This is a genomic window from Chryseobacterium sp. MMS23-Vi53, from assembly GCF_047651245.1.
In the GTDB taxonomy this organism is placed as follows: Bacteria; Bacteroidota; Bacteroidia; order Flavobacteriales; family Weeksellaceae; genus Chryseobacterium.
Genome location: NZ_CP180265.1, coordinates 4,189,048 through 4,214,495 on the forward strand (window position 1 = coordinate 4,189,048; position 25,448 = coordinate 4,214,495).

A 25,448-nucleotide genomic window follows, 5' to 3' on the forward strand; every position below is an offset into this window, starting at 1 on the left:
ATATTAGTTTATGACAAAATTTCTACTCGCATGCTTATTGTTTGTAAGTATGACCTTCAATGCTCAAATCGATTTGGGCTCAGGAAGCACTGATACCGGAGTGGCTCCTATCAGTACCTATTACGGTTATTCGTATGTTCAACAGATCTTCACCAAGCAGGAAATCAACGCGAATGCAGCAGGAAACATCACGGGACTTAAGTTCTATACAGATGCTGCAACATCGATTAGCAGTTCTTCTCAATGGGTTGTTTATCTGGGACAGACTACGAAAACCTCCTTTTCGTCAGATTCAGACTGGATTCCGGCTGGACAATTGACGCAAGTTTTCTCGGGAACGGTAAGTAACAACAATGGAGTGATTGAAGTTATTTTCCCAACTCCCTTTCCTTACAACAATACAAGCAACCTTGTAATTGCAGCTGAGGAAAACTCATCCGGATATGATAACAATGACTACGATGAAGCAATGTATGTCTATTCGGGAACACCAAATTCCACAATTTTTTACAAGAATGATTACACAGATCCAGATCCTTTTTCACCTCCTGCAGGGAATTTGGTAGGATATAAATCTGTTGTAACTATTAACGGATTAACTGCTAGTCCAATTCCGGCTTGTCCGTTGGTAACTTATCCTGCCAACAATGCAACATTTGTTCCTTTAACGCCTACATTTACTTGGAACAATACGTCTGGAGCAACAAGCTACAAAGTTTCTGTTGGAACTACACCTGGAGGTACAAATATTGTGAATCAGGCTTCTGTTTCTACCAACAGTTTCTCACCATCTACGGCGTTTGCGCCAAATACAGATCTTTATTTAAGAGTTGTATCAGTAGGAACTGGAGGCGAATCTACAGGTTGTACAGACATCAAATTTACAACTGCGCCACCTGCACCAACAAACGATGAATGTTTAACAGCAATTTCATTAACAGTAAATCCTGACTTAAACTGCGGAACTGTAACAGCAGGTTACACAATTGGAGCAACAGATTCGGGTATGGTTCCAGACCCTTGTTATGGAAATCCTGATGATGATGTTTGGTTCAAATTTGTGGCAACAGCTACACAACACAAAATTTCTCTTCTTAACGTACAATCTGTGGGAACAGAGCCGGATGATACAGACACTTACTTCCAGGTATTCAGTGGAGGTTGTGGAGGATTGAACAGTATTTATTGTTCAGATCCAACTTCGGGAACTGTGGATGGACTTACAGTGGGAGATACTTATTATGTAAGAGTTTACAGCTATTACGGTACAGGAAGCAACCAAAGTTTTGATGTTTGTGTTGGAACTTTCCCTCCACCACCAGTAAATGATGATTGTACAGGGGCAATACAGGCTACAGCTTTCCCTTACACATACCAGCAAACCGATGCAGCAGGTGCTACAAACAACAACGGAATGATTACTGCTTGTAGCGATGGTATGAACGACGGAACTTGGTTTAAATTTGTTGGAGACGGAGATACATTCAATATTCAGGTAAGTATGCCTGCAGGAAGTGATTTCGATCCTCAGATCGGAGTTTACAGTGGAGCTTGCGGAAGTTTATCTTGTGAAGGTACAATGGATTCAGGAGGTTCAGGAACTTCAGAAATGTTTTCATTTGCTACAATGAACGGAAATACTTATTATTTAAATGTAGGACACTACAGCGATTGGTCGAATGAGCCGGAAGGTGCATTTACGATTAATATCACAAAAGGTGTTTTGGCGACTTCAGATGTAAAAGCCAATAAGAATAGTATTAAATTATATCCAAATCCATTTACAGATGTATTGAATATTTCTGATGCAGCCAATGTGAAATCAGTTACAATTACAGACGTTTCTGGAAGATTGGTAAGAGCAATTGATAATCCTGGAACAGAAATTCATGTAAGTGAACTAAAACAAGGAATGTATTTAGTAACACTTAATTTGAAAGATGGTTCTAAACAAGTGGTTAAAACAATTAAGAAATAATTAAATATTATAGAATAAAATTAAAGGCGGCTGTTTTCAGTCGTCTTTTTTTTATTTAAATAAATTTTGTAGAATTTAATTGGGAAAGAAAAATAATTTAAATTTTAATTATCCTTCATGAACAATATAAAAATGGATGACAAATTTGCCATCCATTTTTATATTTTTTATAATTTATTTATTAGGAACAGGCTGTATGTCTCCTGTATTCAAGTGATCGAAGACGGTCGGGAAAAACATTGCTAATATAAAATAAATGATGATCATTAATACAACTAAAGCAAAAAGTATAATAACTAAACTGTTTGGCTTATTTTTCTTTTGTGGTTCCATGATTTTTGTAGTATTTGGTTAAAAAATTACACTTATAATAATTACTAAGCTAATTTCTTGCCACACTGCTTACAATATCTTGCGTCATCATCAATATCTTCATTTCCGCAACGGTCACAAACCTTTTCCATGTTTTGTCTTTTGTTTCGCATTTCAGCCGTTACAATTCCTGTCGGAACAGCAATGATAGAATAACCTGCCAACATCAAAACAACAGCAAAAAATTTTCCCATTGGTGTAATAGGGGATACGTCACCGTATCCAACGGTTGTTACCGTCACAACTGCCCAATAAATAGATTGTGGAATGGTTTCAAATCCAGGTCTTCCACCTTCTACCATAAACATCAGAGAACCAACGATTACTGAAAAAATAATTAAAAATAAAAGGAAAATATAAATTTTTCTCGAACTATTCTTTAAAGCTCTTACAATCACAGTTCCATCATTCATAAAATCCATCAGATTGAAAACTCTGAAAACTCGTAGCATTCTCAACATTCTGAAAATCAGGAAATATTTGGTGACAGGAAAGAAAAAACTCAAATAAAAGGGAACCAGCGCTAAAAAATCAATAACCCCAAAAAAACTGAAAATATAATGTCTTTTATTTTTAATAACTGCAATCCTCGACAAATATTCACCAGTGAAAAATAGTGAGATAATCCATTCCAAAATAATGAAAGTATAGTGAAACTGTTTATCCAGTTTTGGAACGCTTTCCATCATGATAATGAACGTACTAATGAGAATTAACGACAGTAAAATGATGTCAAACAACTTTCCGAGCCTTGTATCGGAGCGATAAATTATTCGAAAAAGATGTCTTTTCCAAAGTGCATCTTCAGGAACAAGGTTATGTTCTCTTTCCATTCGGTTTTTATTTATTTCACGTCTAAGTTAATAATTTTAATGGATTATAGAGTAAAACCATTATTGTTAAAATATTCCTATAAATGTTAATAGTATTTTTATTCATTAATATTAGAGTTATTACAATTTAAAGTAATGGTTTTCAGTGAATTATTTATTGTAAATTTACGGATAAAAAATGACATATAAAAGTTGATATTTTAACATAAATTAAGTTAAATGCTATACATTTATTCTACAAAAGCAAACATCATGAGAAAAATTTTTACAGTGATGATTCCAATTTTTATGTATAGTTTATTTAGCGCACAAGTTGGGATCAATACAACTTCTCCGAATGGTGCAACAGTATTGGATATCAATTCCAATCAAAAAGGAATTCTTATTCCACGACTTTCGGATAACGACAGAAACACAAATTTGGCCGACAACGATCCTCTTACAGTCCCTCCTGCAGGAGTAGTAAACCCAAATCTTACCAACGGAACACTTATATTCAACACAACGTCCAACAACTTCCAATACTGGGATGGCAGTCTCTGGAAGCAGCTCTTTGTTCCCACATCATCTCAGGCAGGAAACGACGGTGTCGTAAAAGTGAATTCTGGAAACGCAAATGTAAAACCTTCTTTAAATCTTAATGCATCCGGTAGCGGATATGGTTCAAAACAGCAGGTTACTTATGCTATACCACTTGTTTTTGCAGCAAGTCCTACGACAAGCTGGCCGGAAACCACCGTTCCTTTTCCCGGAGTGACTTCCAATATTTACATCTCCGGAAAATGGCGAGAAAACGAAATTTACGGTCAGGTTCATGTCTGGAGGGTTATTGCGAATATTACTCCAGGTTCCAATTCTTCAGGTTCTGTGAAGGCTACCTTTAGAAATCCCGACTCAGGTTTTGAAGTTAATTCTATTCAGCTTGTTCCTAGTGGTTCAAGTGGAGTCGGAAATCTTTTGACATTTTATTTTTATACAATTGCAGATGCGGCAAGTTTAGATCCGGGAAGAGGCTACCAGCTGTTCCTCGAATCGGATATCAGTTGTAATGTGGTAATAGATTCTTTTACACGGGTTTCTCTGTTTAAGGATTAGTTATATTTATTCTTAGTTTGAAAATCTGAGCCGGCTCAATACAAGCCGGTTCTTTTTTTACGTCATTGCGATGAGTGAAGCGAAGAAGCAACCTCAAAGCATGCAAAGAATATTTTCAATTAATTAAAATTAAAAACAGATAACAATCAACAAACAGCTATCAACTAGAAATCAACTCCCAAAAAATTAATATCTTCACAACAAATTATTAAATAATGAAGCTAAGAGCCGTAATTTCAAAAATAGAAGAGAGGATAAAAATAAGTCAGGCAGAAGATTTCGACAATGTAGGATTATTGTGCGGATCTTGGGATCGCGATGTAAGCGGAATTCTAGTTTGTCATGATGCATTAGAAAATGTAGTAGATGAAGCAATTCTAAAAAATTGCAATTTAATAGTATGTTTTCATCCGATTATTTTTTCAGGCTTAAAATCATTAACCGGGAAAAACTATGTTGAAAGAGCAGTCATTAAGGCAATCGAAAATAAAATTGCAATTTATGCAGTTCATACCGCTTTCGATAACGATTTCTTTGGGGTGAATGCTGGAATTTGTAATCAATTAGGATTAAAAAACTTAAAAATTCTTCAGCCAAAAAAGAATAATTTAAAGCAACTGACAGTTTTCGTGCCAAAAGAGTATTCCGAAAAAGTAAAAGAAGCGCTTTTCAATGCAGGAGCTGGAAATATCGGATTTTACGACGAATGCAGCTTTACAATTAATGGAAACGGAACTTTCAGACCGACTGAAGGTTCAAACCCATTTTCAGGACAACAAAATATTAGAGAAAATGCCGATGAAGACATGATTTCTGTCATTTTTGAAGATTACAAACAAGGTCAGATTATAAATGCTATGAAAACGGCGCATCCTTACGAAGAAGTAGCGCATCAGATTTATAGTTTAGACAACACCAACCATCACAGCGGATTGGGAATGTACGGTGATTTTGAAGAACCGATGGATGAAAAAGATTTCCTGAAATTCGTGAAAGAAAAATTCGGTTTGGAGATGATTCGCCATTCTGATTTCAACAACAAAAAAATTAAAAGAGTAGGGGTTTTGGGAGGTTCCGGAGCAAGTGGAATACGATCTGCAATCTCCAAAAAATGTGATGCTTACCTCACAGGAGACGTAAAATATCACGATTTTTTCTTAGCAGAATCCAAAATGTTAATTTGTGATATAGGACATTTTGAATCTGAACAATTTGTAACTCAACAATTATTTGAAATATTGTCACAAAAATTTAGTACATTTGCAATCTCAAAATCTATTGAGAAAACAAACCCGGTAAATTATTTCATTTAAAATATGGCAAAAACCAACGATATTTCAGTTGAAGAGAAGTTAAGAGCTTTATACGATTTGCAGATCATTGATTCTAGATTGGACGAAATCCGAAATACAAGAGGAGAATTGCCAATCGAAGTAGAGGATCTTGAGATTGAAATCGAAGGTCTTGAAAAAAGAGCTGAAAAATTTCATGCAGACATCAAAGATCAGGACGACCAGATCAAAACGAAGCATGAAGTTATCAACCATGCAAAATCTTTAATTGAAAAATACAAGTCTCAGCAGGATAGCGTAAGAAACAATAAAGAATTTGAAGCATTAAGTAAAGAGATTGAATATCAAGAACTTGAAATTCAGCTTTCTGAAAAAAGAATCAAAGAATTCGGTGCTAAAATTGCTCATAAAAACGAAACTTTAGACGAGTTGAACGGAAAGATCAACGATCTTAAGAATCACCTTAAATTCAAAAAAGAAGAATTAGAAGGTCTTGTTTCTGAAACTCAGAAAGAAGAAGAATATTTAATTGAGCAGTCTAAAGAGTTTTCTACGAAAATCGACGAAAGATTATTGGCTTCTTACAACAGAATCAGAACAAACTCTCCAAACGGTCTTGCAGTTGTAGGTCTTGAAAGAGGTGCTCCGAAAGGATCATTCTTCACAATTCCTCCTCAAAAGCAAATGGAGATCGCTCAGAGAAAGAAAATCATTATCGATGAACATTCAGGAAAAATCCTTGTAGATGACGAATTGGTAATGGAAGAAAACGAAAGAATGAAATCTGTAATTAAATTCTAATTTTTTAATTACGATTTTAAAAATATAAAAGCTGTTTCAATTTTTGAGACAGCTTTTTTTGCTTTAACAAACACTAATGGCACAAATGTTTTGCACTAATGACACGAATTTTATTCAATAGGAACACGGGCTTTAGCCCGTTTTATTTTTGATGTGAGGTAAAGACTTTAGCCGAAACATAAATTAGGATAAATTTTGGCTAAAGCCAAATAAAAGATGTCGATATTGAAAACGGGCTAAAGCCCGTTCCTATTGAATAATTGTTGTGCATATATTTTTTATACAATTTTATCAAAAAAGATTTGAGCTATTCGTGCAAAACATTTGTGCCATTAGTGTTTAAAATAAAAAAACCGCCTCAAAAGAAGCGGTTTATATTATTCATGATGTTCGTACATCTTATTATAAAGATCGATAAACTTCTCTTTAATCGCTTTTCTTTTCAGTTTTAGAGTAGGAGTCAGAAGTCCGCTTTCAACGCTCCAGATTTCGGGAGTTAACTCAATTTTTTTGATTTGTTCCCAGTTTCCAAGATGTTCGTTGATGTCATCGATTTCTTTTTTAATTCTGTCTTTAAGTTCAGGACTGTTCGCAATTTCTTTGGGAGTCGAACCTAAATTCAGGTTGTTTCTCATTGCCCAGCTTTTAGCAAATTCAAAATCAGGCTGAACTAAAGCAGTCGGCATTTTTTCACCATCACCGACAACCATAATCTGTTCGATAAACTTCGATGCTTTTGCTAAATTTTCAATCGTTTGTGGAGCAATATATTTTCCTCCGGAGGTTTTAAACATCTCTTTTTTACGGTCGGTGATCTGTAAAAATCCATCTGTATCGATGTGTCCGATGTCTCCTGTTCTGAAATATCCGTCTTCTGTGAAGGCTTCTTTGGTCATTTCCTCATTTTTAAAATATCCTTTAAAAATAGAAGGACCTTTTACGGTAATTTCACCATCCGCCTGGATTTTTACATCCAGATTATCCAATGGCAAACCAACCGTTCCGATTTTCATTTTACCGAAAGTATTCACCGAAATTACTGGGGATGTTTCCGTTAAACCATACCCTTCCAAAATAGGAATTCCTGCATTTTGGAACATTAAATTCAATCTTGTAGACAAAGCGGCAGAACCCGAAACCAATGTAATAATTTCACCTCCTAAACCTTCTCTCCATTTTTTAAATACCAGTTTATCAGCAATAATTTCCATCAATCCTGATGGTTTTGAAACGGTTTTCTTTTTTGAGATTAAATCTAATGCCCAGAAAAATATTTTCTGTTTTAAACCTCCTGCAGAAGAACCTGTTGCATAAATTTTATCGTAAACTTTTTCAACTAACCTTGGAACAACGCTCATGTAGTGAGGCTTTACCTCTTTCACGTTTTCGCCCATTTTATCGATGCTTTCGGCAAAGTAAATCGAAAAACCATTATATTGGAAAAGATAGAAAATCATTCTTTCGAAAATATGACAGATCGGAAGGAAGCTCAAAACTCTTGTTTCCTTATAATCAAGACTTTTCTTTCTTGGAATTCTTGGAATTGAGCCCAATACATTCGACACAATATTATGATGCGTCAACATCACACCTTTGGGTTTTCCTGTCGTTCCTGAAGTGTAAATAATTGTTGCTAAATCTTCTGTATTAATGGCATTTGAAAGATCTTCCACTTCAATTTGGGTAGAGTCGTCCTCACCAAGATCAAGAATTTCTTTCCAGTTAGCCGCTCCGCTGATGTTATCAAAAGTGAAAACGCCCTGTAAAGTGGGAATGTTGTGTTTTACCTTCATTACTTTAGCCAAAAGGTCTTTGTCGGACACAAAACAGTACTGTATTTCAGCATTTGTGAAGATAAATTCATAATCTTCGGGAGAAATATTGGGATAAACTGGAACAGAAACAACTCCGATTTGTGAAAGTCCAAGATCCATAATTGCCCATTCTGTGCGGGAATTGGTCGTGATCAAAGCGATTTTATCACCAGGTTTTATACCTAGTTTTAAAAGTCCTCGTGATATTTTATTGGCTTCATTAATAAACTCTTGAGTGGATGTTTTCTTCCATTCACCATGATATTTAGTAACAAACATATCCGATTTCGGATACTTTTCCAATGCATAATGAGGTATATCGAATAATCTTTTGATTGTCATGATTTTTTAAGTAAGTTAAAGGATTTTAAATATAAGAATTTTTTTTAATAGAAGAAATGAGAAGTTTAGAATTGCCAATTACTTTAATGTTTACCATAATATATTTAGTAATTTTTAAATCTTATAAATATATTTTACAGATATTTTAATGATTGCTTAATTCCTTTAAATCCGACGTTATTCCTTTGTTTAAAGGCGTTTGAGAGGAAGTTTTAATTCTATTTTCAGATTTGCTCAAAAAGTGTAAATTAGCGACCATCTAATTATTCAATTTTTATGGACTTTAATTTATCAGAAGAACAGCTGATGATTCAGCAGGCAGCAAGGGATTTTGCGCAAAACGAACTATTACCTGAAGTAATCGAAAGAGACCGCGACCAGAAATTTCCTACTGAGCAGGTAAAGAAAATGGGAGAAATGGGACTTTTGGGAATGATGGTAGATCCTAAGTACGGTGGTGCAGGAATGGACAGCGTTTCTTACGTATTGGCAATGGAGGAGATCGCAAAAATAGATGCTTCTGCGGCTGTTGTAATGTCTGTAAACAATTCTTTGGTATGTGCAGGACTGGAAAAATTCGCTTCTGAAGAGCAAAAAGTGAAATATCTTACCCCTCTTGCAAGCGGACAGGTAATCGGAGCTTTTGCTTTGTCTGAGCCTGAGGCTGGTTCTGATGCAACTTCTCAGAAAACGACTGCGGAAGATAAAGGTGATTACTATTTATTAAATGGTATCAAAAACTGGATTACAAACGGTGGAACTGCATCTTATTATATCGTTATCGCTCAAACTGATCCTGAGAAAAAACACAAAGGAATTAATGCATTTATCGTTGAGAGAGGTTGGGAAGGTTTCGAAATCGGACCGAAAGAAGATAAATTGGGAATCAGAGGAAGTGATACGCACTCTTTGATCTTTAACAATGTAAAAGTACCAAAAGAAAACAGAATTGGTGAAGACGGTTTCGGATTCAATTTTGCGATGGCTGTTTTGAACGGAGGTAGAATCGGTATTGCTTCTCAGGCTTTAGGTATCGCTTCCGGAGCTTACGAATTGGCTTTGAAATATGCTAAAACAAGAAAAGCTTTCAAAACTGAAATTATCAACCACCAGGCGATTGCTTTCAAATTGGCAGATATGGCAACTCAGATCACGGCTGCAAGAATGCTTTGCTTTAAGGCTGCTGTAGAAAAAGATGCTGGAAAAGATATCTCTGAAAGTGGAGCAATGGCAAAATTATACGCGTCTCAGGTAGCAATGGATACTACGATTGAGGCTGTACAAATCCACGGTGGATACGGATATGTAAAAGAATATCACGTAGAAAGATTAATGAGAGATGCAAAAATTACTCAGATCTACGAAGGAACTTCTGAAATCCAGAAGATCGTTATTTCCAGAAGCATTGCAAAGTAATTGCTTAATATATATGAAATAGTAAAAGGCTCTCAGATTTGAGAGCCTTTTTTAATACACACGAACCACAAAATATTAATATAATATATTTTTTAGTTTAAAATTTTTTTGAAACAGTATCATTCTTTAAAAGTTTACGCAAAAGATGATGTTTTCACTGTTTCTCTATTTATTAGACTTTATTTTCAATCATAAGTTAAAAGTATAAATAAGATTTTTTCAAAAAACGGAATTTTGATTAAAATATTATTAAAATGTAAAAAGTGTGTAAACTGTCATCTTGAAGGAAGTGAAATAAAAATTTAAACAAATTTTTAATGCGGATCATTATTAGAAACATTTTTGTTTCTTTTTTTATAAAAGTAATATCCAATTCCTATAATTAAAAATAATGGCCACAACGGTAGCATAAACAAGAATACGGAAGCAATCACGTCCCAACCCGAAGAAATTGCAGCGAAAGATTTATCTCCAAAAGTTTTTGGTTCTTTGTCACCTGTTGGTTTATCCGAAACGTTGATCGATACACTGCAAATTGCATTATCAGAATAATTATTCCCGAAAACTTCAACATTCTGGCTTTCAACATCACCGATTTGGTTTAGTTGATCCATTAAATCATCAAAATTTCGGAGCGGAACTTTTACGTCAAGCGTATAATTTTTTCTTTCCTTTTCTGCATATGAATTATATGAATTTTTTACGGGTTCGTCTACTAGGTATGAAAAATTTTCACTTTTTATATAACCATTGTATTTTCTTACTTCCTCCTTTACGACTTCTTTTACGGTTTCAGCATTGTCTACATTCAAATTGATAAAGCCTGATTTTACCATTTTGTTTTTCAAAGCTGTGACTTCATAATTTTCTTTTTTTGGTTGATCTTTGTAAACAATTTTCGTTTCCTTAATGACTTTCGGAGCTGGAACATTCACGACTATTTTTTCCTCTTTTTTAGCTGAGTCTTTCTTCTCGATTTTTGATTCCAGTTTTGCAGATGAAATTTTTTCAGATAAAGAGTCCACGATCTTTGAAGTGTTTTCAATTTTGTCTTTTACTTCATTTTTTGCATTTTCAAAATCTTTGATTTTTACACTCGCCGAATCCAATGCAGCATTTGCTTTGTCATTGATATCATTAATTTTTTCAGAAGCAACAGAAACCGCACTATCGGCTGAGTTTGCAGCATTTTCTAATTTAGAAACAGTAGCTTCTCCTTTTTTACACATGATGAACGTGCTTGATACAGCAACGAGTAATATGAATTTTCTCATAACATTAATTTTTTCGATGAGGTAAAATTAGGAGGGAAGTTTTTGTAAAGATTGTAAAGGAAATGTATTGTGGATGTAAAATTTTATCTTGTTTGTAATCAGTGTTTTGTAAAATGAATTTTCCTGTTTTACAAAAAATAAATTAAAAATTTTAAATGGTTTTCCTTTTAATAGATAATATAATAAGTTATCTAAACTTCAAAAATTTAAAGCTTCAAGGTTTCAAAACCTTGAAGCTTTATTATAAATTCAAAATATTTCTGTTTAATTTCTAATCCTTCGTTCCATATCCAATCAATCCCTGAAAAGACATGAAAAAATTTCCGGCTTCGACATCTTCGTCTAAAGATTTCCACCAATTATTGATTTCTGTTTCCGTGAAAATACCTTCTGAAATGCCTGTTTGTAATATTCCGACATAGGCTTTTTTCACAATCTCTAAAAGAATTTCATCATTGCCATAATAAGAATAAGGAATGATCTCCACATTTTTAAACCCATTATTTTTCATTTCACAATAGAGGTTAGTTCCAATATAACTGTTGGGAAGACTGTCTGTCACATAGTGGGTAATTTTTCTTGTAAGTGCTTTATTTTCGTGAGGAATCAGAGTTCCGTCCCAATATAAATCGAAAATAACCAATTTACCTTCAGGCTTTAAAAGTCTTTTAAACTCTTGAAGAACTTTTTGAGTATCACTAATATACATTAAAACTCTTTCAGTCCTTATCGCATCAAATGAATGATCAGGAAAAGGTTGAGAGTCTGCCTCTGCAATAAGAAATTCAAGATTTAGATCCGGATTTGATACTTTGCTTTTTGCAACCTCAATCATCACCGAACTGATATCCGTGCCTATAACTTTTCCTTCTGAACCTACTTTTTTTGCCATTTCCTGTGCCTGAATTCCAACACCACAACCGACATCAAGTACAAGATCACCGGATTTGATATCTAGTAATTTCATTTGTAATTCTAAACATTCTTTAACGACAGGGTAAGCTGCAACATTTTCTAAAAACTGAATTAAAAGTTGATACTGGGAATTGTCGACTTGTTGAAAGCCAGTGATAATAGATTGTTTTTCCATGGTTATGTATTTTGGTGTTTTTAACAGAAATAATAATTGTAGAAGTCGTTCATTATCTTCTGCTTACTTCAAATATACAAAGTTTTTGAAATTGTTTTAAATTTATTTCAATATGAATTGATTTATTAAAAGCAAAAAATCCGTAGAAAAAAAATTCTACGGATTTATATTTAAAGCTAATTTATTACTTAATTAAGCATTCTGAAATTCACTGATAAAGTGCAGTTTCACATTCGGGAATTTTTCCTGCGTCATATGAATTGTGAAAGAAGAATCTGCCAAGAAAACCAATTGATTATATTTATCTCTTGCCAAGAATCTCTGCTTCAATCTTGCAAATTCCTTGAATTCATCGGATTTTTCGTCGGCTTCTACCCAACAAGCTTTGTGCATAGAAAGTGGTTCGTAAGTACATTTCGCACCATATTCATGTTCCAAACGATATTGGATAACTTCATATTGAAGCGCACCAACTGTTCCGATGATTTTTCTGTTGTTCATTTCAAGCGTAAATAACTGTGCAACACCTTCATCCATCAGCTGATCGATTCCTTTTGCCAATTGTTTTGCCTTCAATGGATCATTGTTATTAATATATCTGAAATGTTCAGGAGAGAAGCTTGGAATCCCTTTGAAACTCAATTTTTCACCACCTGTCAAAGTATCGCCAATTCTGAAACTTCCCGTGTCGTGAAGTCCAACAATATCTCCCGGGAAACTTTCATCAACCACTTCTTTTTTATCTGCAAAGAATGCGTTTGGAGAAGAAAACTTCATTTTTTTACCTTCTCTTACCAATAAATAATTTTCGTTTCTTTTGAAAGTTCCCGAAACAATTTTCACGAAAGCAAGTCTGTCTCTGTGCTTCGGATCCATATTTGCGTGGATTTTGAAAACAAACCCTGTGAAAGTACTTTCTTCAGGTTTTACCAAACGAGTATCGCTTTCTTTTGGTTGTGGCATTGGTGCAATGTCGATGAAAGCATCCAATAATTCACGAACTCCAAAATTATTCAAGGCAGAACCAAAGAAAACAGGCTGTAAATCTCCTTTCATATAATCTTCACGATTGAATTCAGGATAAACAGACTGAACTAAATCAAGTTCTTCTCTTAAAGTCGTCGCAGCTTTTTCACCAATTACATCATCGATCGAAGTATCATTAATATCATCAAACTTAATAGAATCTCCAACTTTCTGTTTTTTCTCTTCTAAGAATAATTGAATGTTGTTTTCCCAGATATTATAAATTCCCTGGAAGTCGCTTCCCATACCGATTGGCAATGAAAGCGGACAAACCGTTAATCCTAATTTCTGCTCAACTTCATCCAACAAATCAAAAGCATCTTTACCTTCACGGTCGAGTTTATTAATGAAAACCAACATTGGGATGTTTCTCATTCTACAAACCTGAACCAATTTTTCCGTCTGCTCCTCAACCCCTTTTGCAACGTCGATGACAACGATTACAGAATCTACGGCAGTTAAAGTTCTGTATGTATCTTCTGCGAAATCCTTGTGACCCGGCGTATCCAAAATATTGATTTTGTGATCTCTGTACTCAAAAGCCAACACCGAAGTTGCCACGGAGATCCCTCTCTGTCTTTCAATTTCCATGAAATCGGAGGTTGCTCCTTTTTTTATTTTGTTGGATTTTACCGCACCCGCTTCCTGAATCGCACCCCCGAAAAGTAGTAACTTCTCTGTAAGAGTGGTTTTTCCGGCATCGGGGTGAGAGATAATCCCGAAGGTTTTTCTTTTTTGTATTTCTTTGATTAAGTCTGACATATCGTATTTTGAAGTTGCAAAAATCGGGAATTTTGTCGAATTCTGAAAATTTGATTTTTTATTTTTGATTAAAGGCTATGATAAGTTTGAATTTGTTGGAAAAACACAAAGTCGCAAGGTTTAGTAAAAGCATTCTGTTTTTAAGACACAAAGAGAAAATCAAAGATTTTGTTTTATAATGTTGAAGATCAATTTATTGTAGATAAAATCCTTGTGCCTTAAAGCATTATATTTAAATAAAAAAAACTTTGTGCCTTTGTGAAAACCAACCCGAAATTATATTATTAGTTTTTACAAGAATAAATACAATCGATTCAGAAAAAAAATCAAATTTGTGAATATTTGTGTTAAAATTGATTTATTTATGTTTAAACTTAAGCAAATAAGCCAACCCCAATCCAATAAAAACCATTGCCGCACTGAAAGGAAAAATATAACTCATTCCGTAAATATCGGCAACACCGCCAATTAATGGACCTGCAACACCTAAAGAAAGATCAATAAAAAGTCCATAACCAGCCAATGCAGAACCCTGACTTGAGGGTGAAACACTTTTAATCGCAACAACACCCAGCGCCGGAAATATTAATGAAAATCCTAATCCTGTAACTCCGGCTCCCAAAAGTGCCATTTGAGAATCGGATGAAAAAGCAATAATTAAAAGTCCGATGGTTTCTACCAAAAGGCAGGTAATCGCAACTTTTATTCCTCCATAATTATTGATAACATTACTGAAAACCAACCTTCCGGCAACGAATAATCCTCCGAAAACACTTAAGCATAAAGCCCCATTATTCCAGTGAAAATAATTGTAGTATAATGTAATGAAAGTCGAAATACTCGCAAAACCAAGCCCTCCCAAAGCAAGACAAACTCCAAAAGGAGCAACTTTTCCCAACACTTTCCAGAAAGATTGACTTTCCTGTTTATTGATATTCGTTTTATTTTCTTTGGTTTTAGCAAAAAGAAATCCTAAAATTCCGAAAATAATAGAAAGAATTCCAATTCCGTATAAGCCAAATTCATTGTTAAGGGTTACACCCAATGAAGCACCAATGGCCAATGCTCCGTAAGAAGCAATACCGTTATAGGAAATGATTTTTGCAGTATGTTTTTCACCAACTGCCATAATTGCCCAGTTGATCGGACTTGCGCCTATCATTCCTTCTGCACAACCCGTGAGTAAACGTGTAACCACCAAAAACGAAAGGCTTAACAATGGAGAAAATTTAAAATAATAAGCAATAATTAAAAATATTCCTGTCAAAGAAAAACTTACCATGCTGAATAAAACAGCAGGTTTCGGTCCTTTTCCATCAATGATTTTCCCTGAATATGCTCTCAGAAAAAATGTAGAAACATATTGTAAGCTGATAACCAATCCGGCAACAACCAAGCTAAATCCTAAACTTTTATTAATAAAAATTGGAAGAACAGACAGAGATAATCCTATAATGAAATATCCTACAAAAGTAAAACATACATAAGAAATCAAGGATAAGTTAACATTCTCTGACCGATTTACTAAACTATCCATGTAAAAAAAATTAAGGTGCAAAGTTACTTCATAAAAATAGCTTGATAGATAAATTTACCTTAAAAAATAATAAAATTTAAAATCGATGAAAACGATTGTTTTTGAATTCAGACATGGTTAAATATTTATTCTCAAAGTTTGTCATTCTGAAAGAATCTGGGCTATGATTTTTTTTAATTCAATTTCTAATACTACGTTTAGATTATTTCAGAATGACAAACAGTGCGGTAATGTTAAATTTTTTAATGAAAATTAATGATTCTGATAAAATAACTATTTCTCATTTTTAGTTGCCAAAGCTTTTCAAAAAAATTATCTTTGTTTCCATAATTTTTACATAAGAAAACATGGAAAACAGCAGATATCCACAATTTAAATTCAATTGGCTCGGGGGTGTTGCTTTAATTGCGGGACTGTTTGTAGGGTCGATGTTTATTTCTTTTCTTATGACTTTTGCCAAAATAGCGTTTGGAGTTAATATAGCCTTAAAAGAATGGTTCATGATGCTTTCCAACGCGATTGTTTTCGTTTCTGCGATTGTGGCTTTCGATTTTATCATTGTGAGAAGAACAACGGGGAAAAGACTCAACTTCAACTTTTCTCCAACGAATTTTTATACCTATTTATTGGTTTTTCCATTAATGTTGGGAATGATGTTTATCGCTGAATTTATTACGGCACAAATTCCTACAACGGGACCTGTTTTTGGAGATTTGTATGAATATTTTAATGATTTGATGGCGCAATTAACGGACGATCCAATCGTGATGGTTCTTACCGCCGTAATTATGGCTCCGATTTTTGAGGAGATTATTTTCCGTGGAATTATTCAGAAAGGATTGATGAATAATGGAGTTAAACCTTGGAAAGCGATTGTTATTGCCTCCATTATTTTCGGTTTGGTTCATGGAAATCCGTGGCAATTTGCAGGAGCAACTTTGTTGGGTTGTGTTTTGGGATTGGTTTATTACAAAACAAAATCTTTGCTTTTGCCGATGTTGTTGCATGGTTTTAATAATCTATGCTCAACATTATTGGTCACTTACACGAAAAACGAAAGTTTTGCAGATGCTTTTAAAATCCCGGAATGGATATTATTAATTATAGGAATTGCACTTTTCTCTTTATTTTATTATCTGTTTGTAAAGAAAAATAAGGTGCATTATCTTGAGATTTAGTTTAAACATAAATTATGCTAAAAAATTAGAGTTATTTGTGTTTAAAAAAGAATAAAATTTAAAAATGAAAAAGGATATGGAATTATTGGTAGCCACGCACAACGTACATAAAAAAGAAGAAATCCAGCAGATTTTGGGTGATGATTTTGTTGTAAAAAGTCTGACTGATTATGATATTCATGAAGAAATTGTAGAAGATGGAGATTCTTTTAATGCCAATGCATTAATTAAAGCTAAGTATTGCTTCGAAAAAACAGGGATTCCAAGTTTAGGCGATGATAGCGGTTTGGTCGTAGAATCTTTAGACGGAAGACCCGGAATTTTCTCTGCACGTTACGCAGGAGACCACGATTTTGCTAAAAACATCGAAAAAGTATTAAGTGAAATGGAAGGCATTGAAAACAGAAAGGCTTATTTCATTACGGTTTTATGTTATTATGATGAAAACGGAGCAAGATATTTTGATGGCAGAGTTCATGGAAATTTATTGAATGAAAATAAAGGTTTTAAAGGTTTCGGTTATGATCCGATCTTTGTTCCGGAAGGCCATGATATGACTTTTGCCGAAATGGAACCGCAGGATAAAAATAAAATCAGTCATAGAAAACAAGCATTGGATTTGTTTCTTGATTTTTTGAAAGTTAAAGAATAGTTTTAGGCTAAGATTTAGATTAAGGCAGAAATTGTAACTTAGATATTTAAAGTCGTTTTCACGTTAATTTTAATCTTAGCCTAAACCTTAATCTTAACCTAAAATCCGTACATTTGCCACCATAATAAACTATTGATTTGAGTACTTATTTAACGATATTAGGCTTTAATTCAGCGATTCCTACGATCAATTCTTCGCCGACTGCGCAGTTTCTGGAAATGGAAGAAAGGTCTTTCCTGATCGATTGTGGAGAAGGAACGCAGGTTCAGTTGAGAAAAGCAAAAGCGAAATTTTCGAAGATCAATCATATTTTTATTTCCCATCTGCATGGCGATCACTGTTTCGGTTTGCCGGGACTTATTGCGTCTTTTAGGTTGTTGGGAAGAGAAACTCCGCTCCATGTCTATGGTCCTAAAGGAATTAAAAATATGCTGGAAACCATCTTTACGATTACCGAAACACATCGTGGATTTGAGGTGGTTTATCATGAGCTGGATAAAAATTACTCCGAGAAAATTTACGAAGACAATAGAGTAGAGGTGTACACGATTCCTTTGGATCACAGGATTTACTGCAACGGTTATTTATTTAAAGAAAAACCGAAAGACAGACATTTGAATATGAAGGAAATCGCCAAATACAGTGAAATAGAAACATGTGATTATCACAATCTTAAGGCGGGAAAAGATTTTGTTTTAAGTGACGGATATGTTCTTAAAAATGAAGTTCTTACCATAGAACCTGCACCTCCTGTTTCTTATGCATTTTGCAGCGATACAAGATATTTGGAAAGTGTGATTCCTATTATTAAAAACGTGACGGTTTTGTATCATGAGTCTACTTTTTTGCATGATTTAAAGGAAATGGCAGATTATACAGGTCACACAACAGCTTTGGAAGCGGCAACAATTGCTCAGAAAGCAGAAGTTGGGAAGTTAATATTGGGACATTTTTCTAATAGATATGGAGATTTGACGGTATTTACCGATGAAGCAAGAACCATTTTTCCAAACACATTTTTACCAAAGGCATTGGAGCCAGTGAAAATTTAAAAATTTATGTTGAAGTTTGAAGAATTAAAAATCTTCTTAGATGAAAAGGCCGATCAATACAATCATCCTGAGTTTATAGAAAATGATCCGATTCAGATTCCGCATCGTTTTTCTTTGAAACAGGATATTGAGATTGCAGGATTTTTGGCGGCTACCATTTCGTGGGGAAACAGAAAATCGATCATAAAATCGGCAGAAAAAATGCTCGATATTATGGGAAATTCTCCTTATGATTTTGTGTTGAATTATTCTGAAAAAGATTTAAAAAATATCCAGGATAAAAGCATTCACAGAACGTTTAACGGAGAAGATTTTACCTATTTTATTAAACAATTTAATAGAATTTATATTGAAAATGAAAGTCTGGAAAATTTATTTAAAATAAATGATTCTGAAACGAATTTTCAGCATTCGATTGAGCGTTTTCGTAGTAATTTTTTAGGAACAGAAAAACACAGAACGCATAAACACGTAAGTTCGCCTTACAAGAACTCCTCTACCAAAAGGATTATCATGTTCCTTCGCTGGATGGTTCGCAAAGATAAGCGTGGCGTAGATTTTGGTATTTGGGAACATATAGATCAGAAATATCTTTCGATTCCGTTGGATGTGCATACGGGAAATATTTCAAGAAAACTGGAGTTGATTTCAAGGACTCAAAACGATTGGAAAACCGTTGAGGAATTGGATATTGCCATTAGAAAATTTGATGATGAAGATCCTGCAAAATATGATTTTGCACTGTTTGGATTGGGCGTAACGAAAGAACTATTTTAAACAAGAAAAATGATGAAAACACCACATGAGAAAATAGAATTTTTAGAAAAACTTGCAGATGGAATTACTTCTTGGATTGGTTCTATTCCGTCCTTAATCTTACATACTTTATTCTTTATTACTGCATTTTTACTTCCCGCTTTGGGAGTGATCGATTTCGATAAAATGTTGCTTGTTTTAACGACGGTATTGTCTTTAGAAGCTATTTATCTTTCGATTTTAATTCAGATGTCGGTTAATAAAAGTCACGAAAAGATTGAAGATATTCAGGAAGACATTGAGGAAATCAGTGAAGATATTGAAGATATTCAGGAAGATATCGAGGAAATTAGTGAAGATCTGGAGGAAATCAGCGAGGATTTGGAGGAAATCAGTGAAGATATCGAAGACATTCAGGAAGATATCGAGGAAATAAATGAAGAGGATGACGAAGAAGATCACAGCGAACGAGCGAAAAAAGCTATTCTTAAAAGTGATGTGAATTCCAATAAAAATGAAATCAAAAGCTTGAAAGATAAAATTGCTGAGCTTCAGAATATGATTGATGAATTGAAAAAAGAATAATTTTTTATATTGAATTGATTTTTAATGAAATAAAATTAATTTTAAATAAGAATTTTATTTAAAATTAAGCTTAAAAAATAATATGTCACTATTTTAGAATCTTTCTAAAATGGTGATTTTTTTTGTACAATATTTTGGATATGTCTTTTTGAGGTTTATTTATTTCTCTTTTTATGTTTTGAACTAAAAAAAAATAAAGGTTTAACCATGAATTTAATTATTAAATATAATTTAAACGTAAACAATTATTTTTATTATTTATGTGGAAATAATAACAAAAATGTTGAATTATAGATTAAAAAAATACCTTTTATTTTTATTGCTCCTTCTTGTTCCTGTTTCTGTTTTTTCGCAAATAGATCCCAAAAATAATCAATCTGAAAAAGATGTAAGTATTAGTAAAAAAGCTGGAAATTTTATCAATGTAAATGTTCCGCCTTATCCTGAATCTGGGTACACACCTCAGCAATTGGTGGAAAATGTTTTTGTAAAAACTTCAAATACATGCACCGTACCTAATATTTTTAATGCAAAGGTAACTCCCAATCAATTGGTAACCAGCACAAGTAGACAATGGGGATATTTTCATAAAGGAACGACCAATTTTCCTTTTGAAGACGGAATTGTTCTAAGTACAGGGCAGGCAAAAAAAACAGGAAACAGCTTTCTTACAGGGCTTAATGACTGGATGAATATGTTTGCGAGCGATGCAGATCTTGTTGCGGCTACAAACCCAGGACAGCAACTGCATGACGCAATTGCATTAGAATTCGATTTTGTGGCCACTTCTTATAATATCAGCTTCAATTATCTTCTGGCTTCTGAAGAATATCAGACAGGATTTCCATGTGGAAATTTTTCGGATACTTTCGCTATTTTGCTGAAAAAAACAGCAGATCCTTCGTCAATGTATCAAAATATGGCCCTTTTACCAGGCGGTGCAGGACCCGTAAAAGTTACTAATATTGTTCCTGTGAATTATGGTTGTGGTCCCATTAATGAACAGTTTTTTTATGGACACAATTTGGCTCATACAGAAACAAATTTCAAGGGTAGATTATTTCCTATGATAGCTTATGCAAATGTGATACCTGGAGAAACGTATCATATCAAAATCGTTTTGGCAGATGCCAAAGATCTAAGTTTTGATACTGCTGTTTTTTTGCAGGGAGATTCTTTTAATCTTGGAGTTTCTATCGTAGATGGAAGTGGTATTGTATTGCCAAACCCGGTTCCTATGTGTGATGGTAATCCTAAAACTCTGATTGCACAGACTGCATCCATTCCGGGTATGACGTATCAATGGTTTTTGGATGGTAATCCTATAGCGGGTGCATCTACGAATACTTATATAGCTACAGTACCTGGGGATTACGAAGTTGAGGTTTCTTTTCCTGGGCTACCATGTCCCGGCAAATCAAAAGTTACTATTGTTGGAAGTACAACTCCTGTAGTTCATGATGCAATATTAACTGAATGTTATCAAGGGGCAACAACAACATTTGATCTCACTTCGGCAGAGTCTGATATGAGTTCGATCCCGGGAATGGTTTTTAAATATTATCAATTTGCTTCGGATGCAATTGCTGGAAATGGAAATAATTATCCCAATCCTACAGCTTTCACAACATCATATAATCAGACTGTGTATGTAAATATATCAAACGGAGTATGTTCGAATATGGCAAAACTAGAGCTTGTAACAGCTTCGAAGATTGTTGCAAGTATTGCTCCACAAAGTCAGGATATTACATGCCTTGTTCCTGAAATCTTATTAGATGCAACAGCTTCTGTCCGCCCGGCAAATGCAATTTTTAATTGGAGCGCGTCCGGAGGAGGAAATATTGTTTCGGGGGGCAATACTTTAACACCTACAGTTGATGGCGCAGGCACTTATACTCTCACCATCAGTTTACCGGGAAATTCTTGTACTTCGGTTGCTTCAATAAATGTTACAGAAAATAAAACTCTCCCTATCATTGGGATTACGGCTCCGCAGCTTACTATTTGTCTTGGAGAATCTGTTCAGCTCACAGCGTCGGGAGGGATAAGTTATTCTTGGGCAGGTCTGCCGGGAACAGGGAATACTCAGACAGTTTCTCCTACGGCTACAACAACGTATTCAGTAACGGGTACAGGATTAAACGGATGTACTTCTGCTCCTGCAACTATTACCATCCATGTGATTCCTGCAATTGTTTCGGATCTTAAAGGCGGACAGATTTGTCCTGGAGATAATATTGTATTAGATGCCGGTTCAGGGCCAAATTATACTTATTTATGGAGTAATGGTGCGACAACACAGAGCATTATGGTTAATTCATTAGGAACCTATTCTGTAACGATAAACAATGGTTTTTGTTCTAAGACTTTTACAGCACAAGTTACTCAGGCGATTGTTCCACAGATTACAAAAGTAGATTATAATAACGGATTACTTACCATTGCAGCAAGCAATCCAAGTAACGGAGAACTAGAATATTCTATAGATGGAGGGGTAACATGGCAAACGTCTAATACTTTTACCAATGTGCTTAAAAATACATGGCTGGTAATTCAGGTGAAAATTAAACGTACAAGTTGTGTGGGAGTTTTAGATTATTTCACTTTCGTAATGAATAACATTATCACTCCGAACGGAGATGGAATAAATGATTTTATTGATTTTAGCGGAATTAGTAAATATGATAAATTTAAAGCTGTGATTTTTGATCGTTACGGAAAAGAAGTTTTTAAAACTGAAAAAAATAAAACAAAATGGGATGGCTTCTATTTAGGCAGACCACTACCTACTTCTTCTTATTGGTATCAGATAAATTATGACGATCCTGCGATAAAACAACCCATTATTAAAACTGGATGGATTTTACTGAAAAATAGAGAATAATATAAATTTAACAATGATTTGATGAAAGGAGACTAATATTTTTTTAGTCTTCTTTCTTTTTTATGTAGATATATTATCTAATATTTATTAGGATTTAAAATAAATTAAATTATTATCGAATATTTAGCAAGTTTTCATTTAATTTTAATTTAAAAAAGTAGTATTTTTGAACAAACAACAACAAAATGTTAAATTATAGACTAAAAAACTACTTCTTATCTTCGCTATTATTTTTAGTTTCAGGGTCGGCTCTTGCGCAAAAAGCACCGAGAAAAAAGGCTTCACCTGAAAAATATACCAGTGCAAGTATGAAAGCCGGAGCATTTATTGATGTGAATGTCCCATCTTATACTCCGTCAAGTTATAATATTGAACAGCTTGTAAAAAATGTTTTAATATCAGGAGGTTCAAGTTGTGCTGTGGCAAACGTTACAAATGTTACAGTTTCACCCAATCAATTAGCTACAGATGCGGAAAGAGCATGGGGGTATTTTCATAAAGGAACAACCAATTTTCCTTTTACCGACGGAGTTGTCTTAGTAACGGGTAAGGCCAGAAGAGCAGGAAATGCTTTGGAAGGAAATCTTGGTGATACTGTACCGGGATCTACAGTAAGCGATCCAGATTTGGTTACGGCAATCAATCCTTTGGCACCGCTTAAAGATGCTGTTTTTATTGAATTTGATTTCGTTCCCAATAGTACTCAGGTAAAATTTAATTATCTTTTTGCTTCGGAAGAATACACTTCAGATTTCCCTTGTGGAGTTTTTTCAGACGGATTTGCTTTATTATTAAAAAAAGTGGGAGATCCTACTTATACAAATATGGCAGTTTTGCCGGGAACCGCGGGACCTGTAAGTGTAACGAACATTGTTCCTGCAGGAAATGGTTTTACATGTGGGCCAATTAATGAAGCTTATTTTGGAGGACTAAATACCGCGAATATTGAAACAAATTTCAATGGTAGAACGATTCCTTTGACGGCTACAGCGACTGTAATTCCGGGGCAAACTTATCATTTTAAAATGGTATTGGCAGATGCTTCTGATACAAACTACGATTCAGCGGTATTTCTTCAGGGAGGATCATTCGATATTGGGATGACAATTGTAGACAGCGGTGGAAATCCGTTAACTACAGTGAATATGTGCGATAACACCCCAAAACTTTTAAAAGCTCAAATTGCAGCCGTTCCCGGAATGACTTTCCAATGGTATAAAGATGATGTTGCAATTGTGGGGGCTACAAGCGCAACATACACAGCTACTCAGCCAGGTGTTTATACTGTAAGAACTTTTGTAGGGGGAACTAATTGCCAAACTGCAACAGTAACTATTATAGGAGGGACAACACCTCCTGCTCAGAATGCAACTTTAAAACTTTGTACAACACCTTCTCTATTTACATTTAATTTAAATGATGCGACACCACTTATTACATCTTCTACAACAGCTATCGTTCGTTACTATATAAATCAGAATGATGCGATTGCTCAGAATTCAAACTACCTTACTACGGCGCAGCTTAACAGTTATAACGGTACAGATAATCAGGTTTTATACGTTGTGGTTTCCAATGGTGCTTTCTGTAGTAAGATGGTAACTTTAACATTGAGAAAAGAAGCAACACCTATCGCTCAGCTTGCTGCAACCAAAGTGAAAATCTGCGCAGGCGAATCTACAACACTTACAGCGTCAGGAGGAGTTACTTATCAATGGTCGAATTCATCAACAACAGGTGCATCGCAAATAATTTCTCCTACTCAGACAACAACATATACTGTGTATGCAATCGGAGCTCAGGGATGTAAATCTCTACAACCAGCTTCAATTATTGTAGAAGTCGTACCTGCAATCACTTCAAACCTTTCAGGAGGTATGATTTGTACAGGAGACACTATCACTTTAGATGCTGGTTCTGGACCCAACTATCACTATACTTGGAATACCGGAGATCTTAGCCAGACAATTACAGTGGGTACTCCAGGAACTTATTCTGTAACAATTAATAATGGAGTTTGTTCAAAAGTTTATACAACACAGGTGATTCAGGCAATTATTCCAGAAATCATCAATGTAAATTACAATGAAAACGGAACAATGATTCTTACAGCAAGCAATCCAAGTAACGGACCACTAGAATATTCTATTGATAACGGAGTTACATGGCAAAATTCAAATACATTTACGAATGTTCCTAGAAATATTATTGTTTCTATAAGAGTGAGAGTGAAAAAAACAAGTTGTGTAGGATTCCTTGAATATTTCACATTTGTAATGCAGAATGTAATTACTCCAAACGGAGATAACATCAATGATATTATTGATTTGAGAGGAGTTGTTCAGTACAAAGATTTCAAAGCATCAATCTTTGATAGATATGGTAAAGAAGTGTATAAAGCAAGCAGCTTAACTCCATATTGGGATGGATACTTCCAAGGTAAAAAGCTTCCGACTGCTTCTTATTGGTATCAGGTAAGTTTTGAAGATCCTGCAAGTAAGAAAACGGCATTAAAAACCGGATGGATCTTGCTAAAGAATATTGAATAAGATACTTAAATAATACTAAAAAGGCTGACAATTTGTTGGCCTTTTTTTCGTTTTTTAATTAAAACTAAAATTGATATTTTAATATAATTTGAGTTGTATTAGTAATAATGTAATTTCATTTGAATTAAAATTCAATCAAAAAAAATAGTATTTTTGT

The 25,448-nt window shown here is 34.4% G+C and carries 19 protein-coding genes; 12 read left to right on the forward strand and 7 right to left on the reverse strand.

Annotated features, from left to right (window positions below; all coding sequences use genetic code 11):
- Window positions 1–10: 10 nt before the first annotated feature.
- Window positions 11–1,978 (forward strand): T9SS type A sorting domain-containing protein, encoded by a 1,968-nt coding sequence (locus ACKX2A_RS18655; protein WP_415326431.1) that lies wholly within the window; start codon window positions 11–13, stop codon window positions 1,976–1,978.
- Window positions 1,979–2,152: 174 nt separating this feature from the next.
- Here ACKX2A_RS18655 and ACKX2A_RS18660 read toward each other — a convergent pair whose 3' ends face one another.
- Both ACKX2A_RS18660 and ACKX2A_RS18665 read right to left on the reverse strand, forming a co-directional pair.
- Window positions 2,153–2,311: a hypothetical protein gene (locus ACKX2A_RS18660; RefSeq protein WP_415326432.1), complete on the reverse strand. Its 159-nt coding sequence runs from the start codon at window positions 2,309–2,311 to the stop codon at window positions 2,153–2,155.
- A gap of 44 nt (window positions 2,312–2,355) precedes the next feature.
- The gene (locus tag ACKX2A_RS18665; protein ID WP_415326433.1) at window positions 2,356–3,183 is read right to left on the reverse strand and encodes an ion transporter; all 828 of its coding nucleotides are present in this window, start codon (window positions 3,181–3,183) and stop codon (window positions 2,356–2,358) included.
- A gap of 219 nt (window positions 3,184–3,402) precedes the next feature.
- Between ACKX2A_RS18665 and ACKX2A_RS18670 the strand changes: the two genes are divergently transcribed.
- From ACKX2A_RS18670 to ACKX2A_RS18680, 3 genes are all read left to right on the forward strand, one after another.
- The gene (locus ACKX2A_RS18670; protein ID WP_415326434.1) at window positions 3,403–4,278 is read left to right on the forward strand and encodes a hypothetical protein; all 876 of its coding nucleotides are present in this window, start codon (window positions 3,403–3,405) and stop codon (window positions 4,276–4,278) included.
- 215 nt (window positions 4,279–4,493) lie between these two features.
- Window positions 4,494–5,591, forward strand: coding sequence for a Nif3-like dinuclear metal center hexameric protein (locus ACKX2A_RS18675; protein WP_415326435.1), 1,098 nt, complete (start codon window positions 4,494–4,496; stop codon window positions 5,589–5,591).
- A gap of 3 nt (window positions 5,592–5,594) precedes the next feature.
- Window positions 5,595–6,371 (forward strand): zinc ribbon domain-containing protein, encoded by a 777-nt coding sequence (locus tag ACKX2A_RS18680; protein ID WP_415326436.1) that lies wholly within the window; start codon window positions 5,595–5,597, stop codon window positions 6,369–6,371.
- A gap of 377 nt (window positions 6,372–6,748) precedes the next feature.
- Here ACKX2A_RS18680 and ACKX2A_RS18685 read toward each other — a convergent pair whose 3' ends face one another.
- On the reverse strand, window positions 6,749–8,527 hold the full coding sequence (locus ACKX2A_RS18685) for an AMP-dependent synthetase/ligase (RefSeq protein ID WP_415326437.1): 1,779 nt from the start codon (window positions 8,525–8,527) through the stop codon (window positions 6,749–6,751).
- Between the two features lie 276 nt (window positions 8,528–8,803).
- On the opposite strand from ACKX2A_RS18685, the gene ACKX2A_RS18690 reads away from it, so the two are divergent.
- Window positions 8,804–9,943 (forward strand): acyl-CoA dehydrogenase, encoded by a 1,140-nt coding sequence (locus ACKX2A_RS18690; protein WP_415326438.1) that lies wholly within the window; start codon window positions 8,804–8,806, stop codon window positions 9,941–9,943.
- Window positions 9,944–10,257: 314 nt separating this feature from the next.
- Here the strand turns inward: ACKX2A_RS18690 and ACKX2A_RS18695 are convergent, their stop codons facing one another.
- The 4 genes from ACKX2A_RS18695 to ACKX2A_RS18710 all read right to left on the reverse strand — a co-directional run bounded on the left by ACKX2A_RS18695 (window position 10,258) and on the right by ACKX2A_RS18710 (window position 15,632).
- Complete coding sequence (locus ACKX2A_RS18695) at window positions 10,258–11,217, reverse strand: DUF4349 domain-containing protein (RefSeq protein WP_415326439.1); 960 nt, start codon at window positions 11,215–11,217, stop codon at window positions 10,258–10,260.
- A gap of 271 nt (window positions 11,218–11,488) precedes the next feature.
- On the reverse strand, window positions 11,489–12,307 hold the full coding sequence (locus ACKX2A_RS18700; protein ID WP_415326440.1) for a methyltransferase domain-containing protein: 819 nt from the start codon (window positions 12,305–12,307) through the stop codon (window positions 11,489–11,491).
- Between the two features lie 192 nt (window positions 12,308–12,499).
- Complete coding sequence (locus tag ACKX2A_RS18705) at window positions 12,500–14,095, reverse strand: peptide chain release factor 3 (protein ID WP_415326441.1); 1,596 nt, start codon at window positions 14,093–14,095, stop codon at window positions 12,500–12,502.
- A gap of 358 nt (window positions 14,096–14,453) precedes the next feature.
- Window positions 14,454–15,632 (reverse strand): MFS transporter, encoded by a 1,179-nt coding sequence (locus tag ACKX2A_RS18710; protein WP_415326442.1) that lies wholly within the window; start codon window positions 15,630–15,632, stop codon window positions 14,454–14,456.
- A 347-nt stretch (window positions 15,633–15,979) separates the two neighbouring features.
- Between ACKX2A_RS18710 and ACKX2A_RS18715 the strand changes: the two genes are divergently transcribed.
- The 7 genes from ACKX2A_RS18715 (at window position 15,980) to ACKX2A_RS18745 (ending at window position 25,291) form a co-directional block, all read left to right on the forward strand.
- Window positions 15,980–16,810, forward strand: a complete 831-nt coding sequence (locus tag ACKX2A_RS18715; RefSeq protein WP_415326443.1) for a lysostaphin resistance A-like protein — start codon at window positions 15,980–15,982, stop codon at window positions 16,808–16,810.
- Between the two features lie 64 nt (window positions 16,811–16,874).
- Window positions 16,875–17,462 carry an RdgB/HAM1 family non-canonical purine NTP pyrophosphatase gene (rdgB, locus tag ACKX2A_RS18720; RefSeq protein WP_415326444.1) on the forward strand — a complete coding sequence of 196 codons (588 nt, stop codon included), beginning with the start codon at window positions 16,875–16,877 and terminating at the stop codon, window positions 17,460–17,462.
- Window positions 17,463–17,599: 137 nt separating this feature from the next.
- Window positions 17,600–18,514 carry a ribonuclease Z gene (locus tag ACKX2A_RS18725; protein ID WP_415326445.1) on the forward strand — a complete coding sequence of 305 codons (915 nt, stop codon included), beginning with the start codon at window positions 17,600–17,602 and terminating at the stop codon, window positions 18,512–18,514.
- Between the two features lie 6 nt (window positions 18,515–18,520).
- On the forward strand, window positions 18,521–19,291 hold the full coding sequence (locus tag ACKX2A_RS18730) for a TIGR02757 family protein (protein WP_415326446.1): 771 nt from the start codon (window positions 18,521–18,523) through the stop codon (window positions 19,289–19,291).
- Between the two features lie 9 nt (window positions 19,292–19,300).
- Window positions 19,301–19,855 (forward strand): coiled-coil domain-containing protein, encoded by a 555-nt coding sequence (locus tag ACKX2A_RS18735; RefSeq protein WP_415326447.1) that lies wholly within the window; start codon window positions 19,301–19,303, stop codon window positions 19,853–19,855.
- A 280-nt stretch (window positions 19,856–20,135) separates the two neighbouring features.
- The gene (locus tag ACKX2A_RS18740) at window positions 20,136–22,742 is read left to right on the forward strand and encodes a choice-of-anchor L domain-containing protein (RefSeq protein ID WP_415326448.1); all 2,607 of its coding nucleotides are present in this window, start codon (window positions 20,136–20,138) and stop codon (window positions 22,740–22,742) included.
- A gap of 185 nt (window positions 22,743–22,927) precedes the next feature.
- A complete protein-coding gene (locus tag ACKX2A_RS18745) occupies window positions 22,928–25,291 on the forward strand; it encodes a choice-of-anchor L domain-containing protein (protein ID WP_415326449.1) in 2,364 nt (787 codons plus the stop codon).
- The last annotated feature ends 157 nt before the right edge of the window (window positions 25,292–25,448 follow it).

What these genes read in the sequence shown, in the direction of transcription:
- ACKX2A_RS18655 (WP_415326431.1), top strand. Translation starts at nt 11, where the DNA reads ATGACAAAATTTCTACTCGCATGCTTATTGTTTGTAAGTATGACCTTC.
- ACKX2A_RS18660 (WP_415326432.1), bottom strand. Translation starts at nt 2,311, where the DNA reads ATGGAACCACAAAAGAAAAATAAGCCAAACAGTTTAGTTATTATACTT.
- ACKX2A_RS18665 (WP_415326433.1), bottom strand. Translation starts at nt 3,183, where the DNA reads ATGGAAAGAGAACATAACCTTGTTCCTGAAGATGCACTTTGGAAAAGA.
- ACKX2A_RS18670 (WP_415326434.1), top strand. Translation starts at nt 3,403, where the DNA reads ATGCTATACATTTATTCTACAAAAGCAAACATCATGAGAAAAATTTTT.
- ACKX2A_RS18675 (WP_415326435.1), top strand. Translation starts at nt 4,494, where the DNA reads ATGAAGCTAAGAGCCGTAATTTCAAAAATAGAAGAGAGGATAAAAATA.
- ACKX2A_RS18680 (WP_415326436.1), top strand. Translation starts at nt 5,595, where the DNA reads ATGGCAAAAACCAACGATATTTCAGTTGAAGAGAAGTTAAGAGCTTTA.
- ACKX2A_RS18685 (WP_415326437.1), bottom strand. Translation starts at nt 8,527, where the DNA reads ATGACAATCAAAAGATTATTCGATATACCTCATTATGCATTGGAAAAG.
- ACKX2A_RS18690 (WP_415326438.1), top strand. Translation starts at nt 8,804, where the DNA reads ATGGACTTTAATTTATCAGAAGAACAGCTGATGATTCAGCAGGCAGCA.
- ACKX2A_RS18695 (WP_415326439.1), bottom strand. Translation starts at nt 11,217, where the DNA reads ATGAGAAAATTCATATTACTCGTTGCTGTATCAAGCACGTTCATCATG.
- ACKX2A_RS18700 (WP_415326440.1), bottom strand. Translation starts at nt 12,307, where the DNA reads ATGGAAAAACAATCTATTATCACTGGCTTTCAACAAGTCGACAATTCC.
- ACKX2A_RS18705 (WP_415326441.1), bottom strand. Translation starts at nt 14,095, where the DNA reads ATGTCAGACTTAATCAAAGAAATACAAAAAAGAAAAACCTTCGGGATT.
- ACKX2A_RS18710 (WP_415326442.1), bottom strand. Translation starts at nt 15,632, where the DNA reads ATGGATAGTTTAGTAAATCGGTCAGAGAATGTTAACTTATCCTTGATT.
- ACKX2A_RS18715 (WP_415326443.1), top strand. Translation starts at nt 15,980, where the DNA reads ATGGAAAACAGCAGATATCCACAATTTAAATTCAATTGGCTCGGGGGT.
- rdgB (WP_415326444.1), top strand. Translation starts at nt 16,875, where the DNA reads ATGAAAAAGGATATGGAATTATTGGTAGCCACGCACAACGTACATAAA.
- ACKX2A_RS18730 (WP_415326446.1), top strand. Translation starts at nt 18,521, where the DNA reads ATGTTGAAGTTTGAAGAATTAAAAATCTTCTTAGATGAAAAGGCCGAT.
- ACKX2A_RS18735 (WP_415326447.1), top strand. Translation starts at nt 19,301, where the DNA reads ATGATGAAAACACCACATGAGAAAATAGAATTTTTAGAAAAACTTGCA.
- ACKX2A_RS18740 (WP_415326448.1), top strand. Translation starts at nt 20,136, where the DNA reads ATGTTGAATTATAGATTAAAAAAATACCTTTTATTTTTATTGCTCCTT.
- ACKX2A_RS18745 (WP_415326449.1), top strand. Translation starts at nt 22,928, where the DNA reads ATGTTAAATTATAGACTAAAAAACTACTTCTTATCTTCGCTATTATTT.